General features: G+C 31.5%; 27 protein-coding genes. 16 read left to right on the top strand and 11 right to left on the bottom strand.

From position 1 onward, the window contains the following. Window positions 1-5 precede the first annotated feature (5 nt). The 7 genes from HXZ74_RS11870 to HXZ74_RS11900 all read right to left on the bottom strand — a co-directional run bounded on the left by HXZ74_RS11870 (window position 6) and on the right by HXZ74_RS11900 (window position 4,784). The gene (locus tag HXZ74_RS11870) at window positions 6-773 is read right to left on the bottom strand and encodes an ABC transporter ATP-binding protein (protein WP_286475594.1); all 768 of its coding nucleotides are present in this window, start codon (window positions 771-773) and stop codon (window positions 6-8) included. Beyond that, entirely contained in the window at window positions 773-1,786 is a 1,014-nt protein-coding gene (locus tag HXZ74_RS11875; protein WP_038336659.1) for a FecCD family ABC transporter permease, read from the bottom strand. Before HXZ74_RS11875 ends, HXZ74_RS11870 begins: the two co-directional genes overlap by 1 nt. Next, entirely contained in the window at window positions 1,776-2,798 is a 1,023-nt protein-coding gene (locus HXZ74_RS11880; RefSeq protein ID WP_286475597.1) for an ABC transporter substrate-binding protein, read from the bottom strand. Before HXZ74_RS11880 ends, HXZ74_RS11875 begins: the two co-directional genes overlap by 11 nt. 3 nt (window positions 2,799-2,801) lie before the next feature. After that, a complete protein-coding gene (locus HXZ74_RS11885) occupies window positions 2,802-3,266 on the bottom strand; it encodes an urease accessory protein UreE (RefSeq protein WP_286475599.1) in 465 nt (154 codons plus the stop codon). A 12-nt stretch (window positions 3,267-3,278) separates the two neighbouring features. After that, window positions 3,279-3,998, bottom strand: coding sequence for a hydrogenase nickel incorporation protein HypB (gene hypB / locus HXZ74_RS11890; protein ID WP_052217937.1), 720 nt, complete (start codon window positions 3,996-3,998; stop codon window positions 3,279-3,281). A gap of 24 nt (window positions 3,999-4,022) precedes the next feature. Then, entirely contained in the window at window positions 4,023-4,370 is a 348-nt protein-coding gene (locus tag HXZ74_RS11895) for a hydrogenase maturation nickel metallochaperone HypA/HybF (RefSeq protein ID WP_038336663.1), read from the bottom strand. Between the two features lie 87 nt (window positions 4,371-4,457). Then, complete coding sequence (locus tag HXZ74_RS11900; protein ID WP_280062339.1) at window positions 4,458-4,784, bottom strand: hypothetical protein; 327 nt, start codon at window positions 4,782-4,784, stop codon at window positions 4,458-4,460. Window positions 4,785-5,065: 281 nt separating this feature from the next. Between HXZ74_RS11900 and HXZ74_RS11905 the strand changes: the two genes are divergently transcribed. The 7 genes from HXZ74_RS11905 (at window position 5,066) to ribD (ending at window position 12,015) form a co-directional block, all read left to right on the top strand. Next, window positions 5,066-5,272 carry a helix-turn-helix domain-containing protein gene (locus HXZ74_RS11905; protein ID WP_115000022.1) on the top strand — a complete coding sequence of 69 codons (207 nt, stop codon included), beginning with the start codon at window positions 5,066-5,068 and terminating at the stop codon, window positions 5,270-5,272. A 269-nt stretch (window positions 5,273-5,541) separates the two neighbouring features. Then, on the top strand, window positions 5,542-6,279 hold the full coding sequence (locus HXZ74_RS11910; RefSeq protein WP_280062340.1) for a DUF4290 domain-containing protein: 738 nt from the start codon (window positions 5,542-5,544) through the stop codon (window positions 6,277-6,279). A 24-nt stretch (window positions 6,280-6,303) separates the two neighbouring features. Next, window positions 6,304-7,614 carry a UDP-N-acetylglucosamine 1-carboxyvinyltransferase gene (gene murA, locus HXZ74_RS11915; protein WP_280062341.1) on the top strand — a complete coding sequence of 437 codons (1,311 nt, stop codon included), beginning with the start codon at window positions 6,304-6,306 and terminating at the stop codon, window positions 7,612-7,614. A 10-nt stretch (window positions 7,615-7,624) separates the two neighbouring features. Further along, on the top strand, window positions 7,625-8,302 hold the full coding sequence (locus tag HXZ74_RS11920) for a DedA family protein (protein ID WP_038336669.1): 678 nt from the start codon (window positions 7,625-7,627) through the stop codon (window positions 8,300-8,302). Next, window positions 8,299-9,036, top strand: coding sequence for a shikimate dehydrogenase family protein (locus HXZ74_RS11925; RefSeq protein ID WP_038336671.1), 738 nt, complete (start codon window positions 8,299-8,301; stop codon window positions 9,034-9,036). The genes HXZ74_RS11920 and HXZ74_RS11925 overlap by 4 nt, the downstream gene beginning before the upstream one ends. A gap of 54 nt (window positions 9,037-9,090) precedes the next feature. Continuing rightward, window positions 9,091-10,953 (top strand): DUF349 domain-containing protein, encoded by a 1,863-nt coding sequence (locus HXZ74_RS11930; RefSeq protein WP_286475602.1) that lies wholly within the window; start codon window positions 9,091-9,093, stop codon window positions 10,951-10,953. A 9-nt stretch (window positions 10,954-10,962) separates the two neighbouring features. Further along, complete coding sequence (ribD, locus tag HXZ74_RS11935; RefSeq protein ID WP_286475604.1) at window positions 10,963-12,015, top strand: bifunctional diaminohydroxyphosphoribosylaminopyrimidine deaminase/5-amino-6-(5-phosphoribosylamino)uracil reductase RibD; 1,053 nt, start codon at window positions 10,963-10,965, stop codon at window positions 12,013-12,015. A 16-nt stretch (window positions 12,016-12,031) separates the two neighbouring features. On the opposite strand, the gene HXZ74_RS11940 is transcribed toward ribD, so the two are convergent. Continuing rightward, on the bottom strand, window positions 12,032-12,286 hold the full coding sequence (locus HXZ74_RS11940; protein WP_038336677.1) for a hypothetical protein: 255 nt from the start codon (window positions 12,284-12,286) through the stop codon (window positions 12,032-12,034). Between the two features lie 89 nt (window positions 12,287-12,375). Here HXZ74_RS11940 and HXZ74_RS11945 point away from each other — a divergent pair, with 89 nt between their 5' ends. The 4 genes from HXZ74_RS11945 to HXZ74_RS11960 all read left to right on the top strand — a co-directional run bounded on the left by HXZ74_RS11945 (window position 12,376) and on the right by HXZ74_RS11960 (window position 16,924). Then, entirely contained in the window at window positions 12,376-12,981 is a 606-nt protein-coding gene (locus HXZ74_RS11945; RefSeq protein ID WP_038336679.1) for an IMPACT family protein, read from the top strand. After that, complete coding sequence (locus tag HXZ74_RS11950) at window positions 12,981-14,030, top strand: acyltransferase family protein (protein WP_038336681.1); 1,050 nt, start codon at window positions 12,981-12,983, stop codon at window positions 14,028-14,030. The genes HXZ74_RS11945 and HXZ74_RS11950 overlap by 1 nt, the downstream gene beginning before the upstream one ends. Before the next feature lie 309 nt (window positions 14,031-14,339). Then, window positions 14,340-15,995 carry a M36 family metallopeptidase gene (locus tag HXZ74_RS11955; protein ID WP_286475606.1) on the top strand — a complete coding sequence of 552 codons (1,656 nt, stop codon included), beginning with the start codon at window positions 14,340-14,342 and terminating at the stop codon, window positions 15,993-15,995. Continuing rightward, window positions 15,956-16,924: a M36 family metallopeptidase gene (locus tag HXZ74_RS11960; protein ID WP_286475663.1), complete on the top strand. Its 969-nt coding sequence runs from the start codon at window positions 15,956-15,958 to the stop codon at window positions 16,922-16,924. The genes HXZ74_RS11955 and HXZ74_RS11960 overlap by 40 nt, the downstream gene beginning before the upstream one ends. Window positions 16,925-16,991: 67 nt before the next feature. Here HXZ74_RS11960 and HXZ74_RS11965 read toward each other — a convergent pair whose 3' ends face one another. After that, a complete protein-coding gene (locus HXZ74_RS11965; protein WP_038336353.1) occupies window positions 16,992-18,083 on the bottom strand; it encodes a M42 family metallopeptidase in 1,092 nt (363 codons plus the stop codon). A gap of 61 nt (window positions 18,084-18,144) precedes the next feature. On the opposite strand from HXZ74_RS11965, the gene HXZ74_RS11970 reads away from it, so the two are divergent. The 5 genes from HXZ74_RS11970 (at window position 18,145) to HXZ74_RS11990 (ending at window position 21,957) form a co-directional block, all read left to right on the top strand. Then, window positions 18,145-18,798: a DUF4294 domain-containing protein gene (locus HXZ74_RS11970; RefSeq protein WP_115000016.1), complete on the top strand. Its 654-nt coding sequence runs from the start codon at window positions 18,145-18,147 to the stop codon at window positions 18,796-18,798. Window positions 18,799-18,870: 72 nt separating this feature from the next. Next, window positions 18,871-19,854 (top strand): 6-phosphofructokinase, encoded by a 984-nt coding sequence (gene pfkA / locus HXZ74_RS11975; protein WP_260392431.1) that lies wholly within the window; start codon window positions 18,871-18,873, stop codon window positions 19,852-19,854. A gap of 31 nt (window positions 19,855-19,885) precedes the next feature. Continuing rightward, on the top strand, window positions 19,886-20,890 hold the full coding sequence (gene gap / locus HXZ74_RS11980; protein WP_038336349.1) for a type I glyceraldehyde-3-phosphate dehydrogenase: 1,005 nt from the start codon (window positions 19,886-19,888) through the stop codon (window positions 20,888-20,890). 114 nt (window positions 20,891-21,004) lie between these two features. Continuing rightward, window positions 21,005-21,133, top strand: coding sequence for a hypothetical protein (locus tag HXZ74_RS11985; protein WP_260392430.1), 129 nt, complete (start codon window positions 21,005-21,007; stop codon window positions 21,131-21,133). 230 nt (window positions 21,134-21,363) lie between these two features. Continuing rightward, complete coding sequence (locus HXZ74_RS11990; RefSeq protein ID WP_038336347.1) at window positions 21,364-21,957, top strand: RNA polymerase sigma factor; 594 nt, start codon at window positions 21,364-21,366, stop codon at window positions 21,955-21,957. Between the two features lie 306 nt (window positions 21,958-22,263). Here HXZ74_RS11990 and aspS read toward each other — a convergent pair whose 3' ends face one another. Next, entirely contained in the window at window positions 22,264-24,021 is a 1,758-nt protein-coding gene (gene aspS / locus HXZ74_RS11995; protein ID WP_115000015.1) for an aspartate--tRNA ligase, read from the bottom strand. A 121-nt stretch (window positions 24,022-24,142) separates the two neighbouring features. Further along, window positions 24,143-26,050 (bottom strand): amino acid permease, encoded by a 1,908-nt coding sequence (locus HXZ74_RS12000; protein WP_286475608.1) that lies wholly within the window; start codon window positions 26,048-26,050, stop codon window positions 24,143-24,145. Window positions 26,051-26,160: the final 110 nt, after the last annotated feature.

Here is a 26,160-nt window from a genome sequence, read left to right on the forward strand (position 1 = left end):
AATTTTTATTTTAATTGTGGCACAAACAATTGTTTTCCTTGATGAGTTAAATTCAACAAAGGCAATTGATACGTTTCTTGCAGAATATTTTTAATTTCTTCTTGATTATAATTTTCTAAATCAACCAATTGATGATTTTTCATCATATAAAATTGATCACCATACATAAATGCCAAATTAGGATCATGCATCACACAAAGGACGGTTTTTCCTTGTTTGACAAGTTCTTGTAAAGTTTCTAAAACCAAAACTTGGTAATGCAAATCCAAGTGATTCGTTGGTTCGTCTAACATCAAAACATCTGGATTTTGAACCAAAACACGGCACAACAATACCAATTGTCTTTCTCCACCAGAAAGCGAAGTATAAGCTTTGTCTTTTAAATGCCACAAATTAAACTTCGTTAACATTTCTTCGACAATTTGATAATCATCTTTTTTTGGAGAAAATCTCGAAAAAGAAGCGCGACCAGTCATCACCACATCAAAAACTTTGAACGGAAAAGTAGTTTGATGAAACTGTGTCATAAAGCCTAAACGAAGCGAAGATGATCCAACTTTTATCTTTTTTCGTTCTTCATTTCTAATGAAAACATTTCCGTCGTATTTCTTCTCCAAACCTGCGATAATATTAAACAAAGTCGATTTTCCACTTCCATTTTTTCCCATCACTACAGATAATTTTGCTTCAGAAAAATTGACATTTACATCATTCAGAATTTTATCTTTTCCGTAGGTAAACGATAAGTTTTGTATGTTAACTATTGTTTTCATTAGTTCCAATTTGCTGCGTTTTTTCTCATCAGATAAATAAAAATTGGTGCACCAATCAACATTGTAAAAACACCAACCGGAATCTCAAAAGGCATTACCGTTCTCGAAAAATCATCAATGACCAAAAGAAGAGTTCCGCCAATACTAATATTTGCCCAAACCGTTTTTTCGTTATTTGGTCCAAAAAACATTCGACTAATATGTGGAACGATTAATCCAAATAAACTTATCACACCAACTGCGGCAACACAAGCGGCTGTAATTAAGGTTGCAACACCTATCAAAATAACTTTCAAAAGTCCTGGTTTTACACCAACTGCAAGCGCTTCTTCATCACCCAAAGACAATAAATTAAGTTTCCAACGGAATAAAATAATAATGGTTAAACCAATTAAAATCGGATAAAAAGCTATTTCTACTTTTTCCCAAGAAGCTGTATGTAAATTTCCCATTGTCCATTGCACAATCATTTGCAATTTGTATGGATCGCTGATGTATTGTAAAAGCGTCAAAACGGCTGTAAAAACTCCAGAAATTATCATTCCTGATAAAACCATATTGATTAACGAACTTTTGACATTTGTCTTAGATATTAAATACGTTAATAAAACAGCACAAATTCCAAATACAAATGCTGAAATATTAATGGATAACACAGGAACAACCATCGCCAAAGCTGCGCCAACAGCAGATCCAGACGATATACCTAATGTAAATGGATCGACAATTGGATTTCTGAAAATTGCTTGTAAAACATTACCAGATGATGCCAAAGCTGCACCAACAATAAACGTTAATACAATACGAGGTAAACGAACTTGCCACAAAATAGTTTCTATACTTGATTGAGGTAAATTAGTTGTTCCCGAAATTAACTTGCTGATTGCAGATGAACTGTAACGAATCAACTCCGAAATGCCTACAAAATTAGTTGCGCCCATTGTCATAGAAAGGATAACAACCGTAAGTGGTAAAATCAAAAGTAGACCGTAAGATTTCAATTTAGATTGCATTTTTCTTGTATAAATCTGGTTTTTGGTACAATTGCATGATATCGTTTTGCACCTCTTTGTTTAATTGTTCAGTCGAATAAGCCGAAGGATAACACCAATTGCGAAGTTGCTTGGCAAATAATAAAAACTTAACCGTATGCGGATCGTAATAAAACGCAGGATTCATCGCGAAAACTTGTTTTGATTTTACCGCTGGCAAAGCATCCAATTCTTTTAGTTGATACACCTCATCAAGGCTCGAATTCCAAAGTACAATCAAATCTGGATTCCATTTATAAATCGATTCTGCTCCTACATTTGGCGATTCCATTTCCAACGGACAAGCATTTTCTGCACCCGATAATTTGATCGCTAAATCTAACAAAGTTCCTTTTCCAGATGTCGAAAAAATACGTCCTTTCGACCATGCGTAATAGACTTTTTTAGGCTTTTCGTTTACAGGAGTTTTCAACTTTTCAGCTTCTGTTTTTACATAAGAAACCACTTCCTCTGCGCGTTGTTTTTTTCCTAATAAAGTTCCCATTCCAAGCAATTCTTTGTAAATCTTATCTTGACTTAAACTTGAAACCGTAAAAACTGGAATATTTAATTCTTCTAATTGCTGAATTGTTTCGATATTTTGTTCATAAACAATCGCTAAATCTGGCTGCAAACCAACAATTGTTTCAATATTACTTGATCCTCCTCCAAAAGTTGGCGTCGCAATTGTTTTATTTTTGATTCGCTCATCTAATTTTGCATAGAACTCAAATTTATCTTCATTCTGAAAAACTTGTTGCGGAATTCCAACCACTTTATCTTCGGCGTGCAACATGTAAATTTCGTCCAAAGAAGGTTCAAAAAGTACAATTACTCGTTTTGCTTCTTCTGGTAACGAAACTATTTTTCCACGGCTATCTTCCGCTTTTATTTCACCATGTTGTTCGTTCTTTTTTGAAGAAGAATGACAACTTTGAAAGAAAATAAAGAATGATAAAATAAGGGTTATGCGATGAAATATTTTACAATTCATGGTTTAATTTTTTACCAAATTTTTTAATAAAAATTCACTGATTAATTGTGCTTCGACAAGTTGTATTTTGTCTTGATAACGAGTCAAAAGTTGCTCGTACATACGACCATCATAAGGAAGCAAAAGTTGATTATCATCATCGTTTTTCCAGTAAATAGGAAGGTGACGATTGCCAACGAAGTAACAAAAATCAGCGGCATCGGACTTCGACTTTGCAGAAAACTGAATACACAAACAAGGTTTTATGTAAACTGAAGCTATTAAATTGTTTTCATGAAATAATCGATCGCCGTTCTGCCACTCATTTTTAGTTTGTAATCGAAGTTCTAATGTCAAACCAGCAGTTGTTTTTCGCGTAATTTTCTGTTTTCGAATCTCAAACCATTCAATCGTTAATTGATCCAAACCATTTTCTACTTGTTCAATTTTTGACTGAATTTCATCTATAATAACCAACTGATTTTCCATTATTTCGATGTATTATTTTTGTTGTGCAGCTTCTTTTTTCAACTGAACTTTCTCTTTCAACCATTGACACCATTCGTCAATTCCTTCTCCATTCAAGGTACTAATTGTTTGCACTTCTAAGTTTGGATTAACCTCTCTTGCATCTTTAGTAACCGCCTCGATAGAAAAAGGTACATATGGCAATAAATCTGATTTAGAAACCAACATCAACTCACTTGTTAAGAACATACGTGGATACTTTTTTGGTTTATCATCACCTTCTGTTGTAGCAATAAGTGTTACACGATAATCTTCACCTAAATCAAAAGCAGATGGACAAAGAAGATTTCCTACATTTTCGATAAATAATAAATCTGTTCCATCCAAATTAATGTGATCCAAAGCTTGTAAAATCATTTGCGCTTCGATATGACACATTCCACCTGTTACAATTTGCAAAGCATTAATTCCTACTTCGCGCATACGAACTGCATCACGCTCCGTTTCTGGATCACCAACTAAAACAGAAATATTCAATTCTTTACCCAAACGTTTTCCAATTTCTTGTAACAACGTTGTTTTTCCTGATCCTGGAGACGAACAAACATTGATGATACAAACATCTTTCAGACGTTCGCGAATCGCATTTGCAACATAATCGTTGGCTTTTAATAAATGTAAAGTTGTGTTGTCGCATTGAACAGATCCTACTCTATTCCCAAGACTTTTTGGATTTTGTGTATTTGTTGACATAATTGAAATATGTTTAATTAATGATTATTTATTTTTAAAGATGACTTGCGAGATAAAAAGCTCATTTCCTTTGACAATTGTACTGGATGGTGTTGAACAATCTTCGCAAACAAATTTGTGATATTTAACTTCGAAATTCTTGTGACAATGTTCGCAATACGCCACAATTTCATTGACTAAAACCTCTAACTCGATTTCATTATAATTTTGGTTATCAGCTATAAATGCATCAAATGCATTTTGGATTAAAACAGGTTGAACATTTGATAAAAGCCCAGCTGTAATTTGAACTTTTTCTATGTCTTCTATCTTCGAATCATAGTGCTCGTTCAACGTATCAAATATGTCTTTGACAATACTTAATTCGTGCATAATTTTTAATTTTTGTGAATAGGTTTCCTCTTTCTAAACAAAATGAATGCTTAGAAAATAGTTATGTATAAGAAAGTTTTATGTTTATCAGATAAATGGTAAACCGTAGATATAATGCCTCAACAGGCAAATTTTATTGGTTGAAGTAGAAAATAAATCAGAAAAAATACGAACACAAATCTGTTGATTAAAATTAAACTTAACATCTGCGTTGATAAATTCATCAAAAGAAAAATCATTGATTTTTAAATCTTCTACAGTAAATGTAAATCCTTCAATAGTGCTATTTGTATTATCACATTTTATTGTCTCTTTTTCTACTTTTTGATGCGCAGAAGATTGATTTGTTTTGTTAGAAAAACTAAACAGAACAATCAAAAAAAGGACAGAAAATATGTGAAAAATCGTTTTCATTTACGATTGTAAAGGTACTACAACATTCTACCTAAAGGATTATTCAAAATAGAGGATAAATGTTCAAAAACGTTACAAATCAATAAAAATTAATTAGCTTACAAAAACAACAATTAAATTGTTTATTAATACATTTTTATTGTTTTACAATAAATTTATTTTGCAATTCAAAATATTTCTATTTAATTTGAAAAATAAATTATTACTAAATATGGAAACTAAATCTAAATTTTATTTAAAATTATTCAAATGAAACAAGAAAACGATTTAACAATATAAATATGGCAATTATTATCAATTTAGATGTCATGATGGCAAAACGTAAAATGTCTTTGAATGATTTGAGTGAAAAAGTTGGTATTACATTATCTAACTTATCTATTCTAAAAAATGGAAAAGCAAAGGCTATTCGTTTCGAAACTTTGAATGCAATTTGCAAAGCTTTAGGTTGTAAACCAGGTGATATTATTGACTATACGGAAGATTAAAACAAAAACCAAAAATTCTAAATTATTAAAAGAAAATACTATATTTGTTGACAACCAAAAGGTTTTAACTTAATTTTCCTTGGTGATAAAGATTTTCAACTATTTTGAATTGAATAGACAAAATCTTGTTTTACGGTTTATCTTCTTCCGACTATAACCGTTTTTTTGAGGAATAAAATTTAATAAAAAATTAGCAATCAATACACCTTTTCTACCCAAATAATCGGATAGAATTTTGTAAATTTGTAACCAATACATTAGAAAATTTAATGGAATATAATACACTTCGTTCGCAATTGATTATTCCAGAATATGGTCGTCATATTCAAGAAATGGTAAATCATTGTAAAACAATAACAGACGAAACAGAACGCAACGGATTTGCCGAAATTATAATTGAAGTAATGGGAGAATTAAATCCTCACTTGCGCGATGTACCAGATTTTCAACACAAACTTTGGGATCAACTTTTTATAATGGCAGAATTTGATTTGGATGTAAAATCTCCTTATCCAATTCCGACAAAAAAAGATACGGTAAATAGTAAACCAAATAAAGTAGACTATCCAAAAAGCATCTATAAATACAGATATTACGGAAATAATATTCGTAAAATGATTGATGTTGCTGTAACGTGGGCAGAAGGTGAAAAACGCGAAGGTTTGTACTTTGCGATTGCCAATCACATGAAAAAATGTTATTTACTTTGGAATAAAGATACAGTTGACGATCAAGTTATTTTTAATCATTTGTACGAATTATCTGATGGTAAAATTGATTTGAGAAAAGTTGATGATCATTTGGTTTCACCTGATCGTTTGAATTCGAATAATAATCATTCAAACAACAATCAAAACAATAGAAGTTACCAAAACAATAATCGTAATCATCAAAATAACAACAATCGAAATAATAACCAAAATTCGAATAATCGTCAAAACAACAATAACCGAAATAATCAAAATAACAACAATCGAAACCAAAACGTTCGAAACAATAAAGGTTAAATCAAAACTATTTAATACAACTAAATGGCTACATTTCAAATAAAGGGAGGGAAACCTTTGAAAGGAGAAATTACTCCGCAAGGTGCTAAAAATGAAGTACTACAAATTTTATGTGCGGTTTTATTAACCAATGAACAAGTTCGTGTTAAAAATATTCCAGATATCCGAGATGTCAATCGTTTGATTGAAATTTTGGGTGATTTAGGCGTAAAAACACAAAAAAATGGAAAAGGAGATTTCACTTTTCAAGCTGACGAATTACGATTAGATTATTTAAAAGGAAAACAATTTCGCAAAGATGGTGCTGCCTTACGTGGATCGATCATGTTAATGGGACCACTTTTAGCTCGTTTCGGAGAAGCTTTTATGCCAAAACCAGGAGGAGATAAAATTGGACGTCGTCGTTTAGATACGCACTTCGAAGGTTTCTTTGCTTTAGGAGCAAAATATCGTTTCAATCCTGACGAAGATTTCTACGGTGTAGAAGTGGACGAAAAAGGATTACAAGGTTCTTATATGTTATTAGAAGAAGCTTCTGTAACTGGAACTGCAAATATTATTATGGCTGCAGTTTTAGCGAAAGGAACAACAACCATTTACAACGCTGCATGTGAGCCTTACATTCAACAATTATGTAAAATGTTGAACAGAATGGGTGCTAAAATTTCTGGAATTTCTTCGAATCTTTTAACGATTGAAGGAGTTGAGAAATTAGGCGGAACTGAACATACATGTTTACCAGATATGATCGAAATTGGATCTTGGATTGGTTTAGCAGCAATGACAAAATCTGAATTAACAATCAAAAATGTTTCCTGGGAAAATTTAGGTGTTATTCCAGATGTTTTCAGAAAATTAGGAATCAAATTAGAACGTCGCGATGACGATATTTATATTCCAGCTCAAGAACATTACGAAATCGAGCGTTTTATTGACGGTTCTATTTTAACTATTTCTGATGCGCCATGGCCAGGATTTACGCCAGATTTATTGTCAATTATTTTGGTAATTGCAACACAGGCAAAAGGAAGTGTTTTGATTCACCAAAAAATGTTCGAATCTCGTTTATTCTTCGTGGATAAATTAATTGATATGGGTGCCCAAATTATTTTATGTGATCCGCACCGTGCAACAGTAATTGGTCTTAATCACGAAACGCCATTGAAAGGAGCCGAATTAACTTCGCCAGATATTCGTGCCGGTATGTCTTTATTAATTGCTGCACTTTCTGCGAAAGGAAAAACTGTTATTCATAATATCGATCAAATTGACCGTGGTTACGAAGATATCGATGTACGTTTACGTGCTATTGGAGCTGATATAATTAGAGCTTAAAAAATAAAAAATGCAATCTATTATTGAGTTTATCACCAATTTTGTTCAACGCCCAGACAAGGTATTAATGGACATTATCAATAATTACGGTTATTGGATATATGTTATTTTATTCCTGATAATTTTCGCCGAAACTGGTTTAATTATCATGTCATTTTTAATGCCTTTTTTACCTGGAGATGCACTAATCTTTTCGATTGGAATGATTGCGGCAAGCGATGATCAAAACCATTTGCATATCGAATATATTATTCCATTACTGATGGTTGCAGCAATTCTTGGTGATAACGTAAATTATTATGTTGGACGCAAATTTGGGGGTTGGATTTTAGGACGAAAAGACTCGTGGTTTCTTAAAAAGAAACATATCGAAAAAGCAACAGAATTTTTTAACGAAAATGGTAAAAAAGCAATTATTATTGCTCGTTTTATGCCTGTAGTTCGTACTATAATTCCATTTATTTGTGGTGTTACAAACCTTAATTATCGCACATTTATTACCTATAGTTTTATAGGCGCGGTGCTTTGGGTTGGCGTTATTTCGCTTTTGGGACACACATTAGGTCAGTTTGACATTGTAAAAAATAATTTAGAGAAATTCATTTTCGGAATTATATTATTGGCGAATATGCCGTTGATTATCCGAATCGTGAAAGCTCAATTCAATAAAAATAAAACAGAAGAATGAGACAATTTGGATTAATCGGAAGAAATATTTCCTATTCATTTTCTAAATCTTATTTTGCTGAAAAATTTAAAAACGAGAACATTGTAGACGCTGTCTACAATGTTTTTGATTTACAGCAAATCGATGAAGTAGAAAAAGTATTCGAAACCGAAGGTTTAGTGGGCTTCAATGTCACAATTCCTTACAAACAAGAAATCATTCCATTTTTGGACGAATTATCGCCAGAAGCCAAAGCAATTGGTGCGGTAAATACCGTTTTGATACAAGATGGAAAACGAATCGGGCATAATACAGATTGTTACGGTTTTCACCATTCGATAGAACCTCTTTTAGAACCTCATCACAAAAAAGCGTTGGTTTTAGGAAATGGAGGCGCTGCAAAAGCGGTTTTTTATATTCTTGATTTATTGAAAATTGACTATAAAATTGTTTCGAGAACAAAAACCGAAAATCATTATTCTTATGATGAATTGAATGAAGAAATCACTCATAATCATCAAATTATTGTGAATTGTTCGCCAGTTGGTACTTTTCCAAATACTGAAAACGCTCCACTTCTACCCTATCAATTTATCAACGAAAATCATTTATTGTACGACTTAATTTACAATCCACCATTGACAAAATTTTTAGAAAATGGTCAACAAAATGGAGCCAAAATTAAAAATGGTCACGAAATGTTGGTTTTACAAGCTGAAAAAGCTTGGAAAATTTGGAATAATCGTACAAAATAGACTTGATATTGTCCTCAAATTTTATTAGATTTGAGAAACAAAACTTAATTTCTTATGAATACTGAAATGGATAACCTGCAAAATGCAGACGGAGAACAATTACCTAAACCTGCAAATACAAACGACTCTAACACGGAATCTTACAAAACGGTAGAGTTAACGAACCAAGAAAAAATAAGCGATATTTCGTTCAAAGATTACGAAAAATTTAGTTTTGATGTTTTGATTAACGAAGCAAAAAATCTATTAAGCAAATATGATGTTCAAGAGATTCGCGAGCATTTTAATCAAATTCGTGATGCATTCAAAACTAAATTAGAAGAAGATGAAGCTGCAAAAAAAGAAGCTTTCTTAAGTGAAGGTGGTGATGAATTAGATTTTAAATACGAAACATCTTTTAGAGCAAAATTTAACGCTGTTTACAACGATTTTAAAAATCAATTAGCAGTTTTTCATAAAGAAAACGAAAAAAAGGAATCTGATAATTTAAAGGAACGTTTAGAAATTATTGACGAATTGAAAGCCTTGTATCAAGAACCAAGTGATTCTTCGGCGGCAATGTTCAAGAAATTTCGTGAGTTAAAAACTCGTTGGCACAATGCAGGAAGAATTCCGAGCAAAAATGCTGAAAATGTATTCAAAAATTATTTTTTCCACTTAGATAATTTCTACACATATTTGGATATGAATAAGGAATTGCAAACATTGGATTATGCACATAATCTGGAAGTTCGTCAATCGATTATTAAACGTGCAGAAGAATTAATTGGAGAGCAAAACGTGCAAAAAGCTTTGAATGAATTGCAATATTTGCATCGTTTATGGAAAGAAGAAGCCGTCCCTGTACAAGAAGATTTGCGCGAACCAACGTGGCAAAAATTCAAAGAATTAACAAATAAAATTCATGACCGTAAAGGGGAATTGAATGAAAAAATAAAACAAGAGCAAAAAGATAATTTAGAAAAGAAGAATCAAATTATCGCTCGTATCAAAGAAATTTCTGAGCAAGCAACAACAAAATCGCATGGCGATTGGCAAAAAGCTATTTCTGAAATAAACTCTTTGCGTGAGAACTTTATCACAATTGGACGTGTTCCGAAAGATAAAAATTCTGCAACTTGGGAAGCTTTCAAAGAAGTGACAAGACAATTTAATCACATCAAAAATGATTTCTATAAAAATCTAAAATCAGAGCAACAACTGAATCTTGAAAAGAAATTGGCTTTGTTAGAAATTGCAAAACAACATACGGAAAGCACGGATTGGAATGCTTCTGTACAAGTGATTAAAAAAATCCAAAATGATTGGAAAAAAATTGGTCATGTTCCAAGAAAAAATTCAGACAAAATCTGGAAAGAATTCAAAGATACATGTAATCAATTCTTTGATCGTTACAAAAAACGTCACGAACAAGCGAATCAAAAATTGGAACTAAATTTCGAAAAGAAACAAGCTTTCTTAAACGATTTCAAAAATCAAACGATTTCTGAAAACAAAGATGAGGCGTTGAAACAATTAGAAGAAATTCAACATAATTGGGCAAGTTTAGGAAAAGTTCCATCAGAAAAAATTTCAATCAATCAAGAATTTACAGATGTTTACCACAAAAAATTAGATGCTTTAAATCTTTCTAAAAATGAATTGAACGATTATAAGTTAAAATCATTTGTCAATAAAGTAAAATCTGGAAATAATGGAAATTTATTGGATGATGAGATTAGAAAAACACGTAAAATAATTGAGGATTTAGAAAAAGAGATTAATCAATTGGATAATAATGTACATTTCTTTTCGAATGCAAATGAGAACAATCCTTTATTAAAAGATGTTTACAAGCAAATTGACGATAAACGTAAAAAATTAATTGAAGCAGAAATCAAACTGAAAACATTATTCAATATTGATTTTAATGCATAATTTTTAGGCATGACACAACAATCTATCGATGAGCAATATATGGCTCGTTGTATACAAATTGCAACAAACGGGTTAGGAACAACATATCCTAATCCGTTTGTTGGTTCTATTATTGTACATAACAACAAAATTATAGGCGAAGGCTTTACGTCAGAATATGGTGGACCACACGCCGAAGTGAACGCAATTAATTCGGTTAAAAATCAAGAATTATTAAAAGAATCTACGTTATATGTTACGTTAGAACCTTGTTCACATCATGGAAAAACACCTCCTTGCGCGGATTTGATTATAGAAAAAGAGATTCCAAAAGTAGTAATCGGAACTCTAGATCCTTTTGCGAAAGTAAATGGACAAGGTTATTTGCGTTTGCTGAAAAATGGTGTTGATGTAACTTTAGGTGTTTTGGAAAAAGAATGCATCAAACTTAATAAACGTTTTATCACTTTTCATCAGAAAAAACGTCCATATATTATCTTAAAATGGGCACAAACAGAAGATGGATACATGGGACGCGATGATGTACAATTATGGATTACAAACCAATATACAAAGCAATTAGTGCATAAATGGCGAACAGAAGAACAAGCTATTTTGGTTGGAAAAAACACAGCTTTAATTGATAATCCGCAACTTAACACGCGATTATGGGAAGGAAATAATCCGTTGAGAATTGCGATTGACAAAAACTTAGCGATTCCGAGAAGTTTCCATTTATTTGATCAAACACAACCTACTGTAATTTTCAATTCGATTGAAAATTGTTCTGAAGAAAATTTAGAACTTGTTCAATTAGATTTTACACAAAAAATATTGCCGCAAGTAATGGATTATTTGTACGAAAACAATATTCAATCCTTGATTATTGAAGGTGGAAGTGATACCATACAACATTTTATTGATGCTGATTTGTGGGATGAAGCACGAATTTTGAGTTCGGATACTATTTGGCATGAAGGAATTTTAGCTCCTCGACTGAAAGGAACTCGAACTGAAAAACATCGCTTTTTAAATGATGAATTAAATATTTTCGAAAATAGAATAGAAATTGAAGAACCTTAGAAATGAGGTTCTTTTTTTATCTTTTATCAATTATTAAATCAGTTTCTAATATCCAAAGAGAGTTTTTGATAAGATTATGATTATTAAGATTTAATTCATCTAAATCATTATCAAATAACACTAAAACTCTTCCTTCAAATAAATCATTATTTATTTCAATAACTTTTCCACTTTCTCCAATTAAAATCCAATAATGATTTTCATCTCTTAAATTATTTGTATTCTTTTTTCCTAAAAAAGTATTTAAAATTACTTTATCATTCAATTTCATTCATAATTTTTTTCATCACTCATAAATATAAAACCTTTTTTCGTTAAAAGTACTATTTAAACTATCTTTGCGGTACTTTTCAATACAACATGACGGACAATTATCGTACAATCGAGAAAGCGGTGGAAGATGTAATTTTCAAAGAATTGGGTAGTAAGTTTATTAATTTTGCTTATCCAGTTGAAAATGAAGATGACATCAAAATTTATTTGGATCAATTGCGCGAAATTCATCCCGACGCCAATCATCATTGTTATGCGTACGCACTTGGAATTGATGGTAAAAATCATCGTGCAAATGATGATGGAGAGCCAAGTGGTTCGGCTGGTTTACCTATTTATAATCAAATTTTATCAAGCGAAATCACTAATGTTTTGATTGTTTCTGTACGTTATTTTGGCGGAACAAAGTTGGGAATTCCTGGTTTGGTAAAAGCGTATAAATATGCGGCGCAAGTTGTGTTAGAAGAAGCAAATATTGTAGAAAAATTTGTTTCGAAACGTGTAAAAATGGTTTTCAATTATGATCAACAAGGAATTGTAGAACGCAATGTCGATCGGATTTCTGGAGAGATTAAAGACAAGCATTTTTCTGATAAATGCATGTTTACAATTTCGGTAAGAGAAAGTAAATTGGACGAATTTATTCGCATGTTTGACGAATATTATCAAATGGAAATTAAAATTATTGACTAATGCTAAATAGCTTAACTTCTTTACGTTTTTTCTTTGCTTTTGTTGTTTTCTTAAGCCATTTAACGTTTGTAAAAACCGATTTAGCTTGGTATAATTATCTAAAAAATAACGTCTTTTTCGAAGGTTATCTTGGTGTTGGTTTTTTCTTTATTTTGAGCGGATTTGTTTTGGCGCTTAATTACGAAAAGAAAGTAATCGACAATCCAAATTTTGATAAAAAGAAGTTTTATATCGCGCGAATCGCTCGTATTTATCCGCTTCATGCCCTAACCTTTTGTGTCATGTTACCGTTTGTTATCATCAATGTTTGGCAAGGTTATTTTCATTGGGATATTGCAGGTGCAAACTTATTTTTATTACAATCTTATATTCCAGTAAAAGACTTTTATTTCTCTATTAATAACGTTTCATGGAGTATTTCGACCGAATTATTTTTCTATTTAATGTTTCCTTTTTATGTGATTTGGTTGCATAAATTTCCGAAACTGAAATATATTTTATTACTAATTATTCCGATTATCATTTTTGCTGAACCTTATTTCAGAACAAATATGAAGTTGGAAAAAGCAATTTTTTACATCAATCCAATTGTTCGCAGTTTCGATTTTATTTTAGGAATTATTACCTGTCAAATCTATAAAAAGATAAAAGATACGCCTATCAGTTTTTCGAAAGGAACTTTAATAGAAATCGCTGCAATTACGGTTTTGGCAATCTTTTTTTACTTCCACAATGATGTTGCGAGAGCTTTTCGTTATGGAATTTATTATTGGATTCCGATGGTTGGAATTGTTTTAATTTTTGCTTTACAAAAAGGTTTCTTTTCGAAAATACTTCAACACAAAATTCTGGTTTATTTAGGTGAAATCAGTTTTGCGTTTTACATGATTCATATGATTGTGATAAAATATGGAAATCAATATTTACCTAAAATCAATGATTTTCAGAAAATTGGAATTTATTTTGTAATTGCTTTAATTTTAAGTGCATTAACGTTTGAATATTTTGAGAAACCCGTTGCGAAGTGGATCAAAAGTAAAGTGAAGTAGTAGCGAGTATTTCTAAAAAATTAAACATTTTTACATTAATAATTTCAATTATAAAATAAACGGTTAATTATTCATTAAAATAACTAGTAGCATTTAATAAATAATCGTTTAAATTATTCATTTTTACATAGATAAAAACTAACGAACGATAGTTAAATATTAACTTATTAATCATCTTATAAAAATTATTTCTATTAAATAATCTGTTATTAGGTTTTTTTTACAATTTCAATATATGAAGGGTATTCAAATTGTAAATTATTTGCATTTTGTATAATTTAACTCAAAATTAAAATACAAAACACTAATATGAAAAAAAATCAATTTAAGGCTTTATTACTTTTACCTTTTTTTACACTTCAAGTTTTACAAGCTCAGAATCACGAGCTAGAGATTAAAAACTATTTTCAAACAAATACAAAAAGTTCAAAATCTTTTAATCAATCGAATGACTTTAAAATCATTAATGTTGATCCTTCAAAATCTCTCAAAGGAGATGTTGTAATTGTACAACAAAAAATAGATGGAATTCCAGTATTTAATCGTTCTGCAACTTTTTTGATTACAGGAAACAAAATTGACCATGTTACAGATGGTTTTGATTATAACATTTCTAAGATAAATGCAAAATCACAAAAAGAAATAATTAATGAAAAGAATGCTTTTTTATCTTTTGCTAATTCAATCCAATTAAAAAATGCTTCTTCATATTCTTTAGATAAAGAAAGTTCGAAAATAAATGAAAAAAGATCATTGATTCCTAATAAAGTGGATTATGTCTTATCAGAATTTATATATTTTATATCCAAAGATGAAGCAAAACTAGCTTATAAATTTGTCTTTAGAGATAAAAACTCTGGAAATGGTTGGTTGGCTATTGTGGATGCTATAACATCCGAAGTTTTATTAAAAACAATCACTACTATTAATGATCATTTCCATGAAAATGATTCTTTTCTTTCACAAAATTACAACACTCCTGATACTAAAAAAACTGTTGCTTATCCTTTAATTGATAAATCTATTAAAGTTGAAAATTTTGCTTCAGGTGCGAAGTATAATATCTTTAAGCTCCCAGTTGAAGCACCTACTTTTGGAAATAGAACAATTATTAATGATCCTATTAATGATACTTACGCACCATTAGGATGGAACAACACAAACAACCCTGATTTAGATTTTTTTAAAGAATATTCTTTTGGAAACAATACAATGGTATATTCTGATGAAAATAACTTAAATGTTCTTGCTGATTTAAATCAATTAGTATATGCTCCTGAACAAAATTTCGATTTTCAACTAGATATAACAAAAGATGTTGATACATATCGTGATGCATCACTTGCAAATCTCTTCTATATGAATAATGCAATTCATGATATTTCCTATCAATTTGGTTTTACTGAAACTGCAAGAAATTTTCAATATACCAATCTTGATAGAGGAGGTGTAGGAGATGATTATGTAATTGCTGAAGGCAGAGATGGTGGAGCATATGATAATGCTAACTTTTTACCTTTATCTGAGGGATATCCTCCTGTAATGCAAATGTATTTATGGTCACCAAAATTTTATAATGGAATAAAAGTAAATTCACCTGAATCTCTAGCTAACTTTTCCGCAAATACAAAATATCCTGTTGATGTTCCAAAATTTCCTTTAGAAGGAATTACGGGAGATTTAGTTGTAAGTATTCCAGAAAATGGCTGTACTCCTTTTAATAATAATGATGAAATAAAAAACAAAATTGTTCTAATAAAAAGAGGAGATTGTAGTTTTCAAGAAAAATATATCAATGCAGGTAATGCATCAGCAAAAGCAATTATATATTATAATGCAACAGATGAACAGCAAATTGGATCATATAATTCAGGAGTTTTAATGTCTCTACTTCTCAACCTGATGGGAGTCTTGATAATGGTATTATTGCTCATGAATATGCTCATGGGATTTCAAATCGATTAACTAGCATAGGCGAACATTGTTTATTATCTACCGAATCTAATGAACAAATGGGAGAAGGTTGGTCAGATTATATTGCTTTAATGTTAACTTTAAAGCCTACAGATAATGCTTCTATTGCAAGAGGAATGGGAACTTATGCTTTAAATGAAGATACGAATGGCCTAGGAATTCGTCCAGCTAAATATTCTCCAGATTTCAAAATTAATGATTATACTTATGGTAGAACAAATGGTATGGAAATTGCATCATTTTTATTCGGAATTTCAATTGGTACTTCTCCTGATGTACATTCTATAGGTTTTGTTTGGAATACAATGCTATGGGATTTAACTTGGAAATATGTTGAAAAATATGGATATAATTACGATGTTACAGCAGATAAAAATAGTGGAACTGCTAGAGCATTACAACTTATAATCGATGGGATGAAGTTACAAAAATGTAATCCTTCATTTGTTGATGGTAGAGACGCTATTTTAGCAGCTGACGAAAAACAAACAGGTGGAGAAAACAAATGTATGATTTGGAATGTATTTTCGAAAAGAGGGTTAGGTGTTAAAGCAGACCCAGGAGGATTAAATGGTTTATGGTATGAACAAGATAAACCTAATCCAGATCTTTATGATCAAGTTGAAGATTTTACTGTACCAAAAGAATGTGAACTTTCTACAACAGATATTAACACGACTAAAACTGTAAATATATCACCAAATCCTGCTAAAGACGAAGTGTATATTACTGCTAAGAATTTAAATGGTAATTATCAGGTAAAAATTTACAACATGACTGGTTCATTAGTAAAAGATGTTAGTTACAATCCTTCTTATCAGAAATCTATAAACGTTTCGAATTTAACAAATGGTGTTTATGTGATTAAAATTGAAGGTGAAAAAATTAATCATTCTCAAAAATTAATCATTAAAAAATAATTAATTTATATTATAAAATAAAAGGCTGTCTTACGACAGCCTTTTATTTTTTTAATCGCTTTATATTTTAAACAGTATGATATTTAAAACTTTGTTCATTTTTAATTGTTTTCACTGATGCGTAAATCAACTCGATGACATTTTTTACATCAGCTTGATGAACCATTTCAACAGTTGTGTGCATATAACGCAACGGCAACGAAATTAAAGCCGAAGGTACTCCACCATTACTATATGCAAAAGCATCTGTATCCGTTCCTGTTACACGAGAACTAGCCGCACGCTGAAAAGGAATATTATTTTTCTCAGCTGCATCAATAATTAATTCGCGTACATTATTTTGTACCGCTGGCGCATAATAAACAACTGGGCCATCACCACATTTTTGCTCCCCTTCTTTCGATTTCGTAATCATTGGAGTTGTAGTATCGTGTGTAACATCCGTAATAATTGCTACATTTGGTTTGATTGTTTGCGTAATCATTTCCGCACCACGCAATCCTACTTCTTCCTGAACCGCATTTACAACGTATAAACCAAAATCTAATTGATCTTTATTTTCTGCCAATTTACGCGCAACCTCAGCAATCATAAACCCTCCCATTCTATTGTCTATCGCACGACAAACAAAATAACGATCATTCAACGTAAAAAATTCATCTGGATAAGTAATCACACAACCAACATGAATTCCAAGTTCTAAAACTTCTTCTTTCGATGTACAACCTGTATCAATCCAAATTTTATCTGGAGTTGGCGCTTCGTCTTTTCCTGCTTGACGCAAATGAATAGCTGGCCAACCAAAAACTCCTTTTACAATTCCTTTTTTAGTATGAATATTTACGACTTTAGAAGGCGCAATCATATGATCTGATCCTCCGTTACGAATCACATAAATCAACCCATCTTCCGAAATATAATTCACAAACCACGAAATTTCATCAGCATGCGCTTCAATCACAACTTTATACTTCGCTTCAGGATTAATCACTCCATAAGCAGATCCGTAATTATCAGTTTTTACCTCATCTACATATGGTTTGATATAATCCATCCAAACTTTTTGTCCTTCACTTTCAAAACCTGTAGGTGAAGCTGTATTTAAATATTTTGTCAAAAAATCCAAAGATTGTTGATCAAACAAATTATTTGTACTCATTTTAGTTTATTTATCTAACAAATGTACTAATTTTAGGAACAATTTTTGAACTAATTCTGATATGAAATTTTATATCTATCATATAACTGTACTACTTACTTTTATTGGATTATCTAATGTTAATGCTCAAATTTTTGGGTTAGATTTAGGGGGAAAAAATCCTTCTCAAGAAATTAAAAATGATTCAATTAATTTAGATGAATTTGCGTTTAATCCTTTAGACACAATACATCTTAATGAAATGAATAGTTATTCGGTTCATTTAAAAACTGATTTAGAAAAAAAATATTATTTATGGCTAAGAAAGCGCGTTCGCGATGTTTGGCCTTATGTGAGAACTGCTGTTAGAGAATATAATTATGTATCGGATACGATTCAAACTATGGATAAAAGACGAGACAAAAAACGTTTTATTAAATCTCGTCAAAAGGATTTGGCTGATCAATTTGAAAATCAATTAAAAAATATGTCTAGTTCTCGTGGACAAATTCTTACTAAATTAATCTACAAAGAAACCGATAAAACAACATATGATATTATAAAAGAATTACGCGGCGGATTGAATGCTTTTCTTTATCAAGCAGCAAGTGGCGCATTTAATATTGATCTGAAACAAACTTATGATCCGAAGCGAACACGAGAAGATTTGTATATTGCGGTTATTCTTCAACGAGATTTTGCAGACGGAACGTTAAAACCTGTCGACGAAGATTAATTTATCTTTCATACTACCAATTATAATAATATTCTGATTTTTTATTATATTTGATTTAATAAAGGGAAAAACGTGGGAAACAATATAAAAAGAATTGGTGTATTAACCTCTGGAGGTGATGCGCCTGGAATGAATGCGGCCTTACGTGCCGTTGTAAGAGCATGTAAGTACTACGATATCAAATCAGTAGGAATCCGTCAAGGTTACGAAGGTTTGATTAACAATGATATGATTGAACTTGGACCTCGTTCGGTAAAAAACATTATCAATCAAGGTGGTACAATTCTTAAAACAGCTCGTTCATTAGAATTCAAAACTGCAGAAGGTCGTCAAAAAGCATACGATCATCTAAAACAAAATAATATCGATGCTTTAGTTGTAATTGGTGGAGATGGTTCTTTTACAGGAGCAAATATCTTTCATCAAGAGTTTGGTGTTCCATTTATTGGAATTCCAGGAACAATTGACAATGATATTTTTGGAACAGATTTTACAATTGGATATGATACAGCTTTGAATACTGTCATTGATGCAATTGATAAATTAAGAGATACAGCAACTTCACATGATCGTGTGTTTTTTGTAGAAGTTATGGGACGTGATGCAGGTTTTATTGCTTTAAATAGTGGAATTGCTTCAGGTGCGCAAGATATTTTGATTCCAGAACAGCGTGATAGCGTCGAAGAATTATGTTCTTCTTTGGAACGTTCAGAAAAATCTGGAAAAAAATCAAGCATCGTTGTAGTTGCTGAAGGTGAAAAATTAGGTGGAGTTTTTGAATTAGCAAAACAAGTTCAAAATCGTCATCCAGAATATGATATTCGTGTAACAGTTTTAGGACACATTCAGCGTGGTGGTTCTCCATCTTGTCACGATCGCGTTTTAGCAAGTCGTTTAGGAATTGCTGCTGTAGAAGGTTTGTTGGAAGGTAAAACTAATCTTATGGCTGGAATTCGTTCTAACAAAATTGTTTTTACAGCGATTGATGAAGCCATCAAAAAACACAATGAGATTGACGAAGAGTTAATCAAAGTAGCTAATATTTTAGCGATATAAACATTTAATATAAAGGGAAATTATATATACTATGTCAAAAATTAAAATTGGAATCAACGGATTCGGAAGAATTGGTAGCCTTGTTTTCGGGGTTGCTATTGAGAGAAACGATATTGAAATCGTAGGTATTAACGATTTAGTAGACGTTGATTATTTAGCTTATATGCTAAAGTATGATTCAGTTCATGGAAAATTTAACGGAGAAGTTAAAGTAGAAAACGGAAACTTAATTGTTAATGGACAAACCATTCGCGTTACAGCAGAAAGAGACCCAGCAAACTTGAAATGGGACGAAGTTGGAGCTGATATCGTAATCGAAGCAACAGGTTTATTCTTAACAAAAGAAACTGCAGGAAAACACATCGAAGCTGGAGCGAAAAAAGTTGTTTTAACAGGTCCTTCTAAAGATGATACTCCAATGTTTGTAATGGGTGTTAACCACGAATCTGTAACAGCAGAAGATACAATCGTTTCTAACGCTTCATGTACAACAAACTGTTTAGCGCCATTAGCGAAAGTAATTCACGAAAATTTCGGAATTGTAGAAGCTTTAATGACAACAGTTCACGCAACTACTGCAACTCAAAAAACAGTTGACGGACCATCAATGAAAGACTGGAGAGGTGGACGTAGCGCAATGGTAAACATCATTCCATCATCTACAGGTGCTGCAAAAGCAGTTGGAAAAGTAATTCCAGAATTGAACGGAAAATTAACAGGAATGTCTTTCCGTGTACCAACAGTTGACGTTTCTGTAGTTGATTTAACAGTTAAATTAGCAAAAGAAACAAACTACGACGAAATCAAAAAAGTAATGCGTGAAGCTGCTGAAGGAGATTTAAAAGGAATTGTAGGATACACAGAAGATGCTGTTGTATCTCAAGATTTCGTAGGTGATACAAGAACATCTATTTTCGATGCAGAAGCTGGTATCATGTTAAATCCTACTTTCGTTAAGTTAGTTGCTTGGTATGACAACGAAATTGGTTACTCAAACAAAGTAGTTGATTTAGTTCAACACATCGCAAAGATTTAATCCTAGATTAAAAAAATAGTTTATTTTAGAAAGTCTTCTCAAATTGAGAAGACTTTTTTACAATAAATTAATATTGTGGACTAATATTTGATTTTAATTTTTTAAACTACTTACATGAAAAAAGAATTACAAACTTTAGGTCCAAAAAAATCAACCATAGATAAAATTTTATCCTTCTCTAAATCTTTATCAAATGTTAAAATACAAAAAATGAGTTCTAAGAATACAATTCATCTAAATTAATTCTATACAACTCTTATTTATAGCTTTATTAAATCAACAATAAAGCGAATACATTATTATACATAATAGCAAAAATTAACAATTATTTATTTTTTTAAGAAATTTTTAAAAAAAATTATGAATAATTATGTTAAAAAACTTGTAAGAATTTTTTGTTTACCTATATTTGAATAAACAAAAAAATACAGCCTATAGATTTAATTCTACTTTAAAAATTAACAATTGCTACTATGAACTATGAAGACGACTCTTTATTAATCCAAGATTATTTGAGAGGTAATGAAAATGCTTTAGAAACATTGATAGAGAAATACAAAGGAAGAATCTATAGTTTTATATACTCTAAAGTCTTAGATAAAGACGTCACTGAAGATATATTTCAGGACACTTTTATCAAAGTAATCCTTACATTAAAAGGTGGACGATATAACGAAGAAGGTAAATTTTTGCCTTGGGTTATGCGTATTGCTCACAATTTAACTATTGACTATTTTCGATCAAACAAAAGAATGCCTACGGTTAGCGAAACTGTTGGTTACAATGAAGAATATAATATTTTTGACTTTATTGGTATCAGTGATGAATGTTCTGAAACTAAAATCATTAAATCACAAATTGAAAATGATTTAAGAAATTTAGTCACTCAGTTACCAGAAGATCAAAGAGAGGTTTTAGAACTTAGAATATTTAAAGAATTAAGTTTTAAGGAAATTGCAGAAGAAACTGATGTTAGTATAAATACAGCATTAGGAAGAATGCGATATGCTATTATCAATCTTAGAAAAGTAATTGAAAATAATAACATTATTTTAACAGTTGATTAAAAAATAAACTTATCTTATTAGCGTTTTAAGTAAAATAAGTTTTTATGATTGAATTTTATTCTGAAAATCAAGAACCACAACAATTTACTATAATCAAAATATTATCTTTTTCAAAGTCAATTAAGTTTGTTAAATCAACGATATTACATGAGGATTATATCATTAATTTAAATTAATTTATCTTTAATAAAGATTAGAAAAGCCTAAAATGTTATACATTTTAGGCTTTTTATATATCTATAATTTGAAACAAAAAAAGACTACTTATAAAAGTAGTCTTTAATATTTATAGGAATTTTATTCTTCTTATTTCGCAACAAATGTTGACGCAATATTCAGTTCATCCATTTGTGTTTGATCAATTGGAGCTGGCGCATCAATCATGACATCACGACCTGAATTATTTTTAGGGAATGCAATGTAATCACGAATTGTTTCTGAACCATCTAAAATTGATACAAAACGGTCAAAACCAAATGCTAAACCTCCGTGAGGTGGCGCTCCGTATTTGAAAGCGTTCATTAAGAAACCAAATTGCGCTTCTGCTTGTTCTGGCGTAAATCCTAATAATTCGAACATTCTTGCTTGAACTTCTTTATCGAAAATACGAATAGAACCTCCACCGATTTCATTACCATTTAAAACTAAATCGTAAGCATTTGCACGAACTTCACCTGGATTAGTTGCAATTAATTCCATATCCTCTGGTTTTGGAGAAGTAAATGGATGGTGCATTGCGTGATATCTTTCAGATTCTTCGTCCCATTCTAATAATGGAAAATCGATAACCCATAATGGAGCAAAAACTTCTGGATTACGTAATCCTAAACGCTCTGCAATTTCCATACGTAAAGCCGATAATTGCGCACGAACTTTGTTTGTATTACCTGACATTACCAACATCAAATCACCTGGTTTTGCGTTCATACGCTCAGCCCAAGCTGCTAAATCTTCTTGTGAATAAAATTTATCTACAGAAGATTTAAATGTTCCGTCTTCGTTGTAACGTGCCCAAACAAGTCCAGTTGCCCCAATTTGTGGACGTTGAACCCATTCAATTAATTTATCAATTTCCTTACGTGTGTAAGCATTACAACCTTCGGCAGCAATACCAACAATTAATTCTTGTTCATCAAATATTTTGAAATCTTTTCCTTTCGCTAAGTCTGTAATTTCACCGAACTCCATTCCAAAACGGATATCTGGTTTATCATTTCCATAACGACGCATTGCTTCTGCAAATGTCATTCTTGGAAATTGATCAAATTCTAAACCTTTAAAAGTATGTAATAAATGTTTTGCTAAACCTTCGAAAACATTCATGATATCTTCTTGTTCAACAAATGACATTTCACAGTCAATTTGTGTAAACTCTGGTTGACGGTCTGCACGTAAATCTTCGTCACGGAAACATTTTACAATTTGAAAATAGCGGTCTAGACCCCCTACCATTAATAATTGTTTGAATGTTTGTGGTGATTGTGGTAATGCATAAAATTCACCTGGATTCATACGAGAAGGAACCACAAAATCACGTGCACCTTCTGGTGTAGATTTGATTAAAACTGGAGTTTCAACTTCTACAAATTCTTGTGCATCTAAATATTTACGAACTTCCTGCGCAACTTTAGAGCGGAAGATTAATTTTTCTTTTACTGGATTACGACGAATATCTAAATAACGATATTTCATACGGATATCTTCTCCACCATCTGTATTATCTTCGATTGTAAATGGAGGCAATGCAGATGCGTTCAAAATTGTAATGTTCTCTGCTAAGATTTCGATATCTCCTGTTGGAATGTTTGGATTTTTTGAAGCTCTTTCGATTACAGTTCCTGTAACTTGAATTACGAACTCACGTCCTAAATGACGAGCAGTTTCAAATAATTCTCTCGAAGAACGTTCTTCATCTAAGATGATTTGTGTGATTCCGTAGCGATCACGTAAATCGATCCACATCATAAAACCTTTGTCACGTAGCGTTGATACCCAACCGCTTAACGTTACTTTTTCATTAATGTTGGCTTGTGTTAATTCACCACAAGTATGAGTTCTAAACATTTGTCGTCAAATTTATAAGACAAAGGTAGAGTTTTGAGGTGAAATAAAGAAGTTATATAACTTTTTTGATGAAATAATTTTAAGAAAAAAGCGATTCAAAATTGAATCGCTTTTAGAACTATTATGAATTTTGATTTCTCAACTTACTATGTTTATAACCGTATGTAAAATAAATTGTCAAACCAATTGCGATCCAAATCAAGAAAATCATCCAGTTTTTCAATCCTAATTGTGCCATCATATAAAAACAACACAACATACCTGCAAGTGGAATAATAGATGTTCTTTTGAAAAATGTTCTAACTACCATAAAAACATAAATCATTAAGAATAAAACCATTGGAATTTTGTGTTTGAAAACATCCCATCCTTTTTCCATTTTCTTATCTTCATAAACTGGCAATTTGCTCAATGTAGATTTGTATTGTTCTGGTGATAGTTGAGTCAAATAATCATCCAAAAATTCAATTTCAGATCCTGTTAATTCATTAATTGTTGTATAAGAATCTTTTAGCTCTTTTGGCGTTAACGAACTTACAAAATGTTCAACTGGCATAGGTTGCGGCTTATTTGTAAAGAAATCAATCGAATCATCTTTAAACGTTGTTGCGCATAAAAATACAATCACCGCAGTTACAATAGGCATAATGTATTTTGCATTGATAAAAGGCGTTTTAAAATTTCCTCTTTTCGCATTAGGATCGGCATCCATACGAAGTACAGCCGCACAAACTAACACAAAAGCAAACAAAGTTCCGATAGAACAAGCGTCAACAACCAATTCCAAATCTGTAAATAAAATAGGAATACCTACTACAAATCCAGTAAAAATAGTTGCAAAAGAAGGTGTTTTAAATTTCGGGTGAATAGTAGAAAATTTCTTTGGTAATAAACCATCTCGAGACATTGTCATCCAAATACGAGGTTGCCCAATTTGAAAAACAATAAATACACTCGCCATCGCTACTACAGCCGAAAAAGCAATAATTCCTGCCAACCACTTTAAATCTTGAATTTTATCAAAAACATACGCCAAAGGATCTCCAACATTCAATTCAGAATAATGAACCATTCCCGTAATTACCAAAGCAATCAGCACATATAAAACAGTACAAATAATGATAGATGCAAAAATTCCGCGAGGCAAATCTCGCTTCGGATCTTTACATTCTTCCGCAGTTGTGCTAATCGCATCAAACCCTATATAAGCGTAGAAAACAGACGAAACTCCAGCCAAAACACCTCCTATTCCATTCGGTGCAAAAGGATTCCAGTTATCTGGATTCACATAAAAAGCACCAACCACAATTACCAAAAGCACCACTGCTAATTTTAACACAACCATTGCGTTACTTGCTTTTCTCGATTCATTAATACCGCGATAAACCAAAGCTGTAATCAAAAAAGTAATGATTAATGCAGGAATATCCACCACTAAATTAAATCCTAAATATGGTGCATCTTTGAAAGCTAAATATTTTGGGATTTCTTGTGCATAAGGCGAATTCGCAATTCCTTCTAATGTTTTACCTTTCGCTAACTCATTCGAAACAAATTCAAAACCTTCTCTTGCCGTAAAATAATCCATTGTCATCCATTCTGGCAGATGTAATCCCATTCCGGAGAGCAAGGTGGTAAAATAATCACTCCACGAAATTGCGAGCACAATATTCCCTATCGCATATTCCATAATCAATGCCCAACCAATTACCCAAGCAAATAATTCTCCAAATGCAACATAGCTATAGGTATACGCACTACCCGAAACAGGCACTAACGAAGCAAATTCTGCATAAGCAAAAGCTGTAAAACCACAGGCAATTGCTGTAAAAATAAAAAGGAAGATAACTGCTGGACCACCTTCAAAACTTGCTCGACCAATGGTACTAAAAATACCAGCTCCAACAATTGCGGCAATACCAAAACCTGTTAAATCTCGAACACCTAAGGTTCTTTTCATTGTAGACGTGTTCTTTGCAGACTCTGCTAAAATGGATTCGACAGATTTTTTTCTGAATAATTGTGACATAATTTATTTAAAAACGGGCAAATATAAAAAAGACAATCCCAAAATCGAATAGAATCCGTATAAATATTGGTTTTTTATTCAAATTTTCTTTTTTATTTTACTTGGTTAGA

The sequence above is a fragment of the Empedobacter sp. R750 genome (assembly GCF_030324345.1).
GTDB classification, from domain to species: domain Bacteria; phylum Bacteroidota; class Bacteroidia; order Flavobacteriales; family Weeksellaceae; genus Empedobacter; species Empedobacter falsenii_C.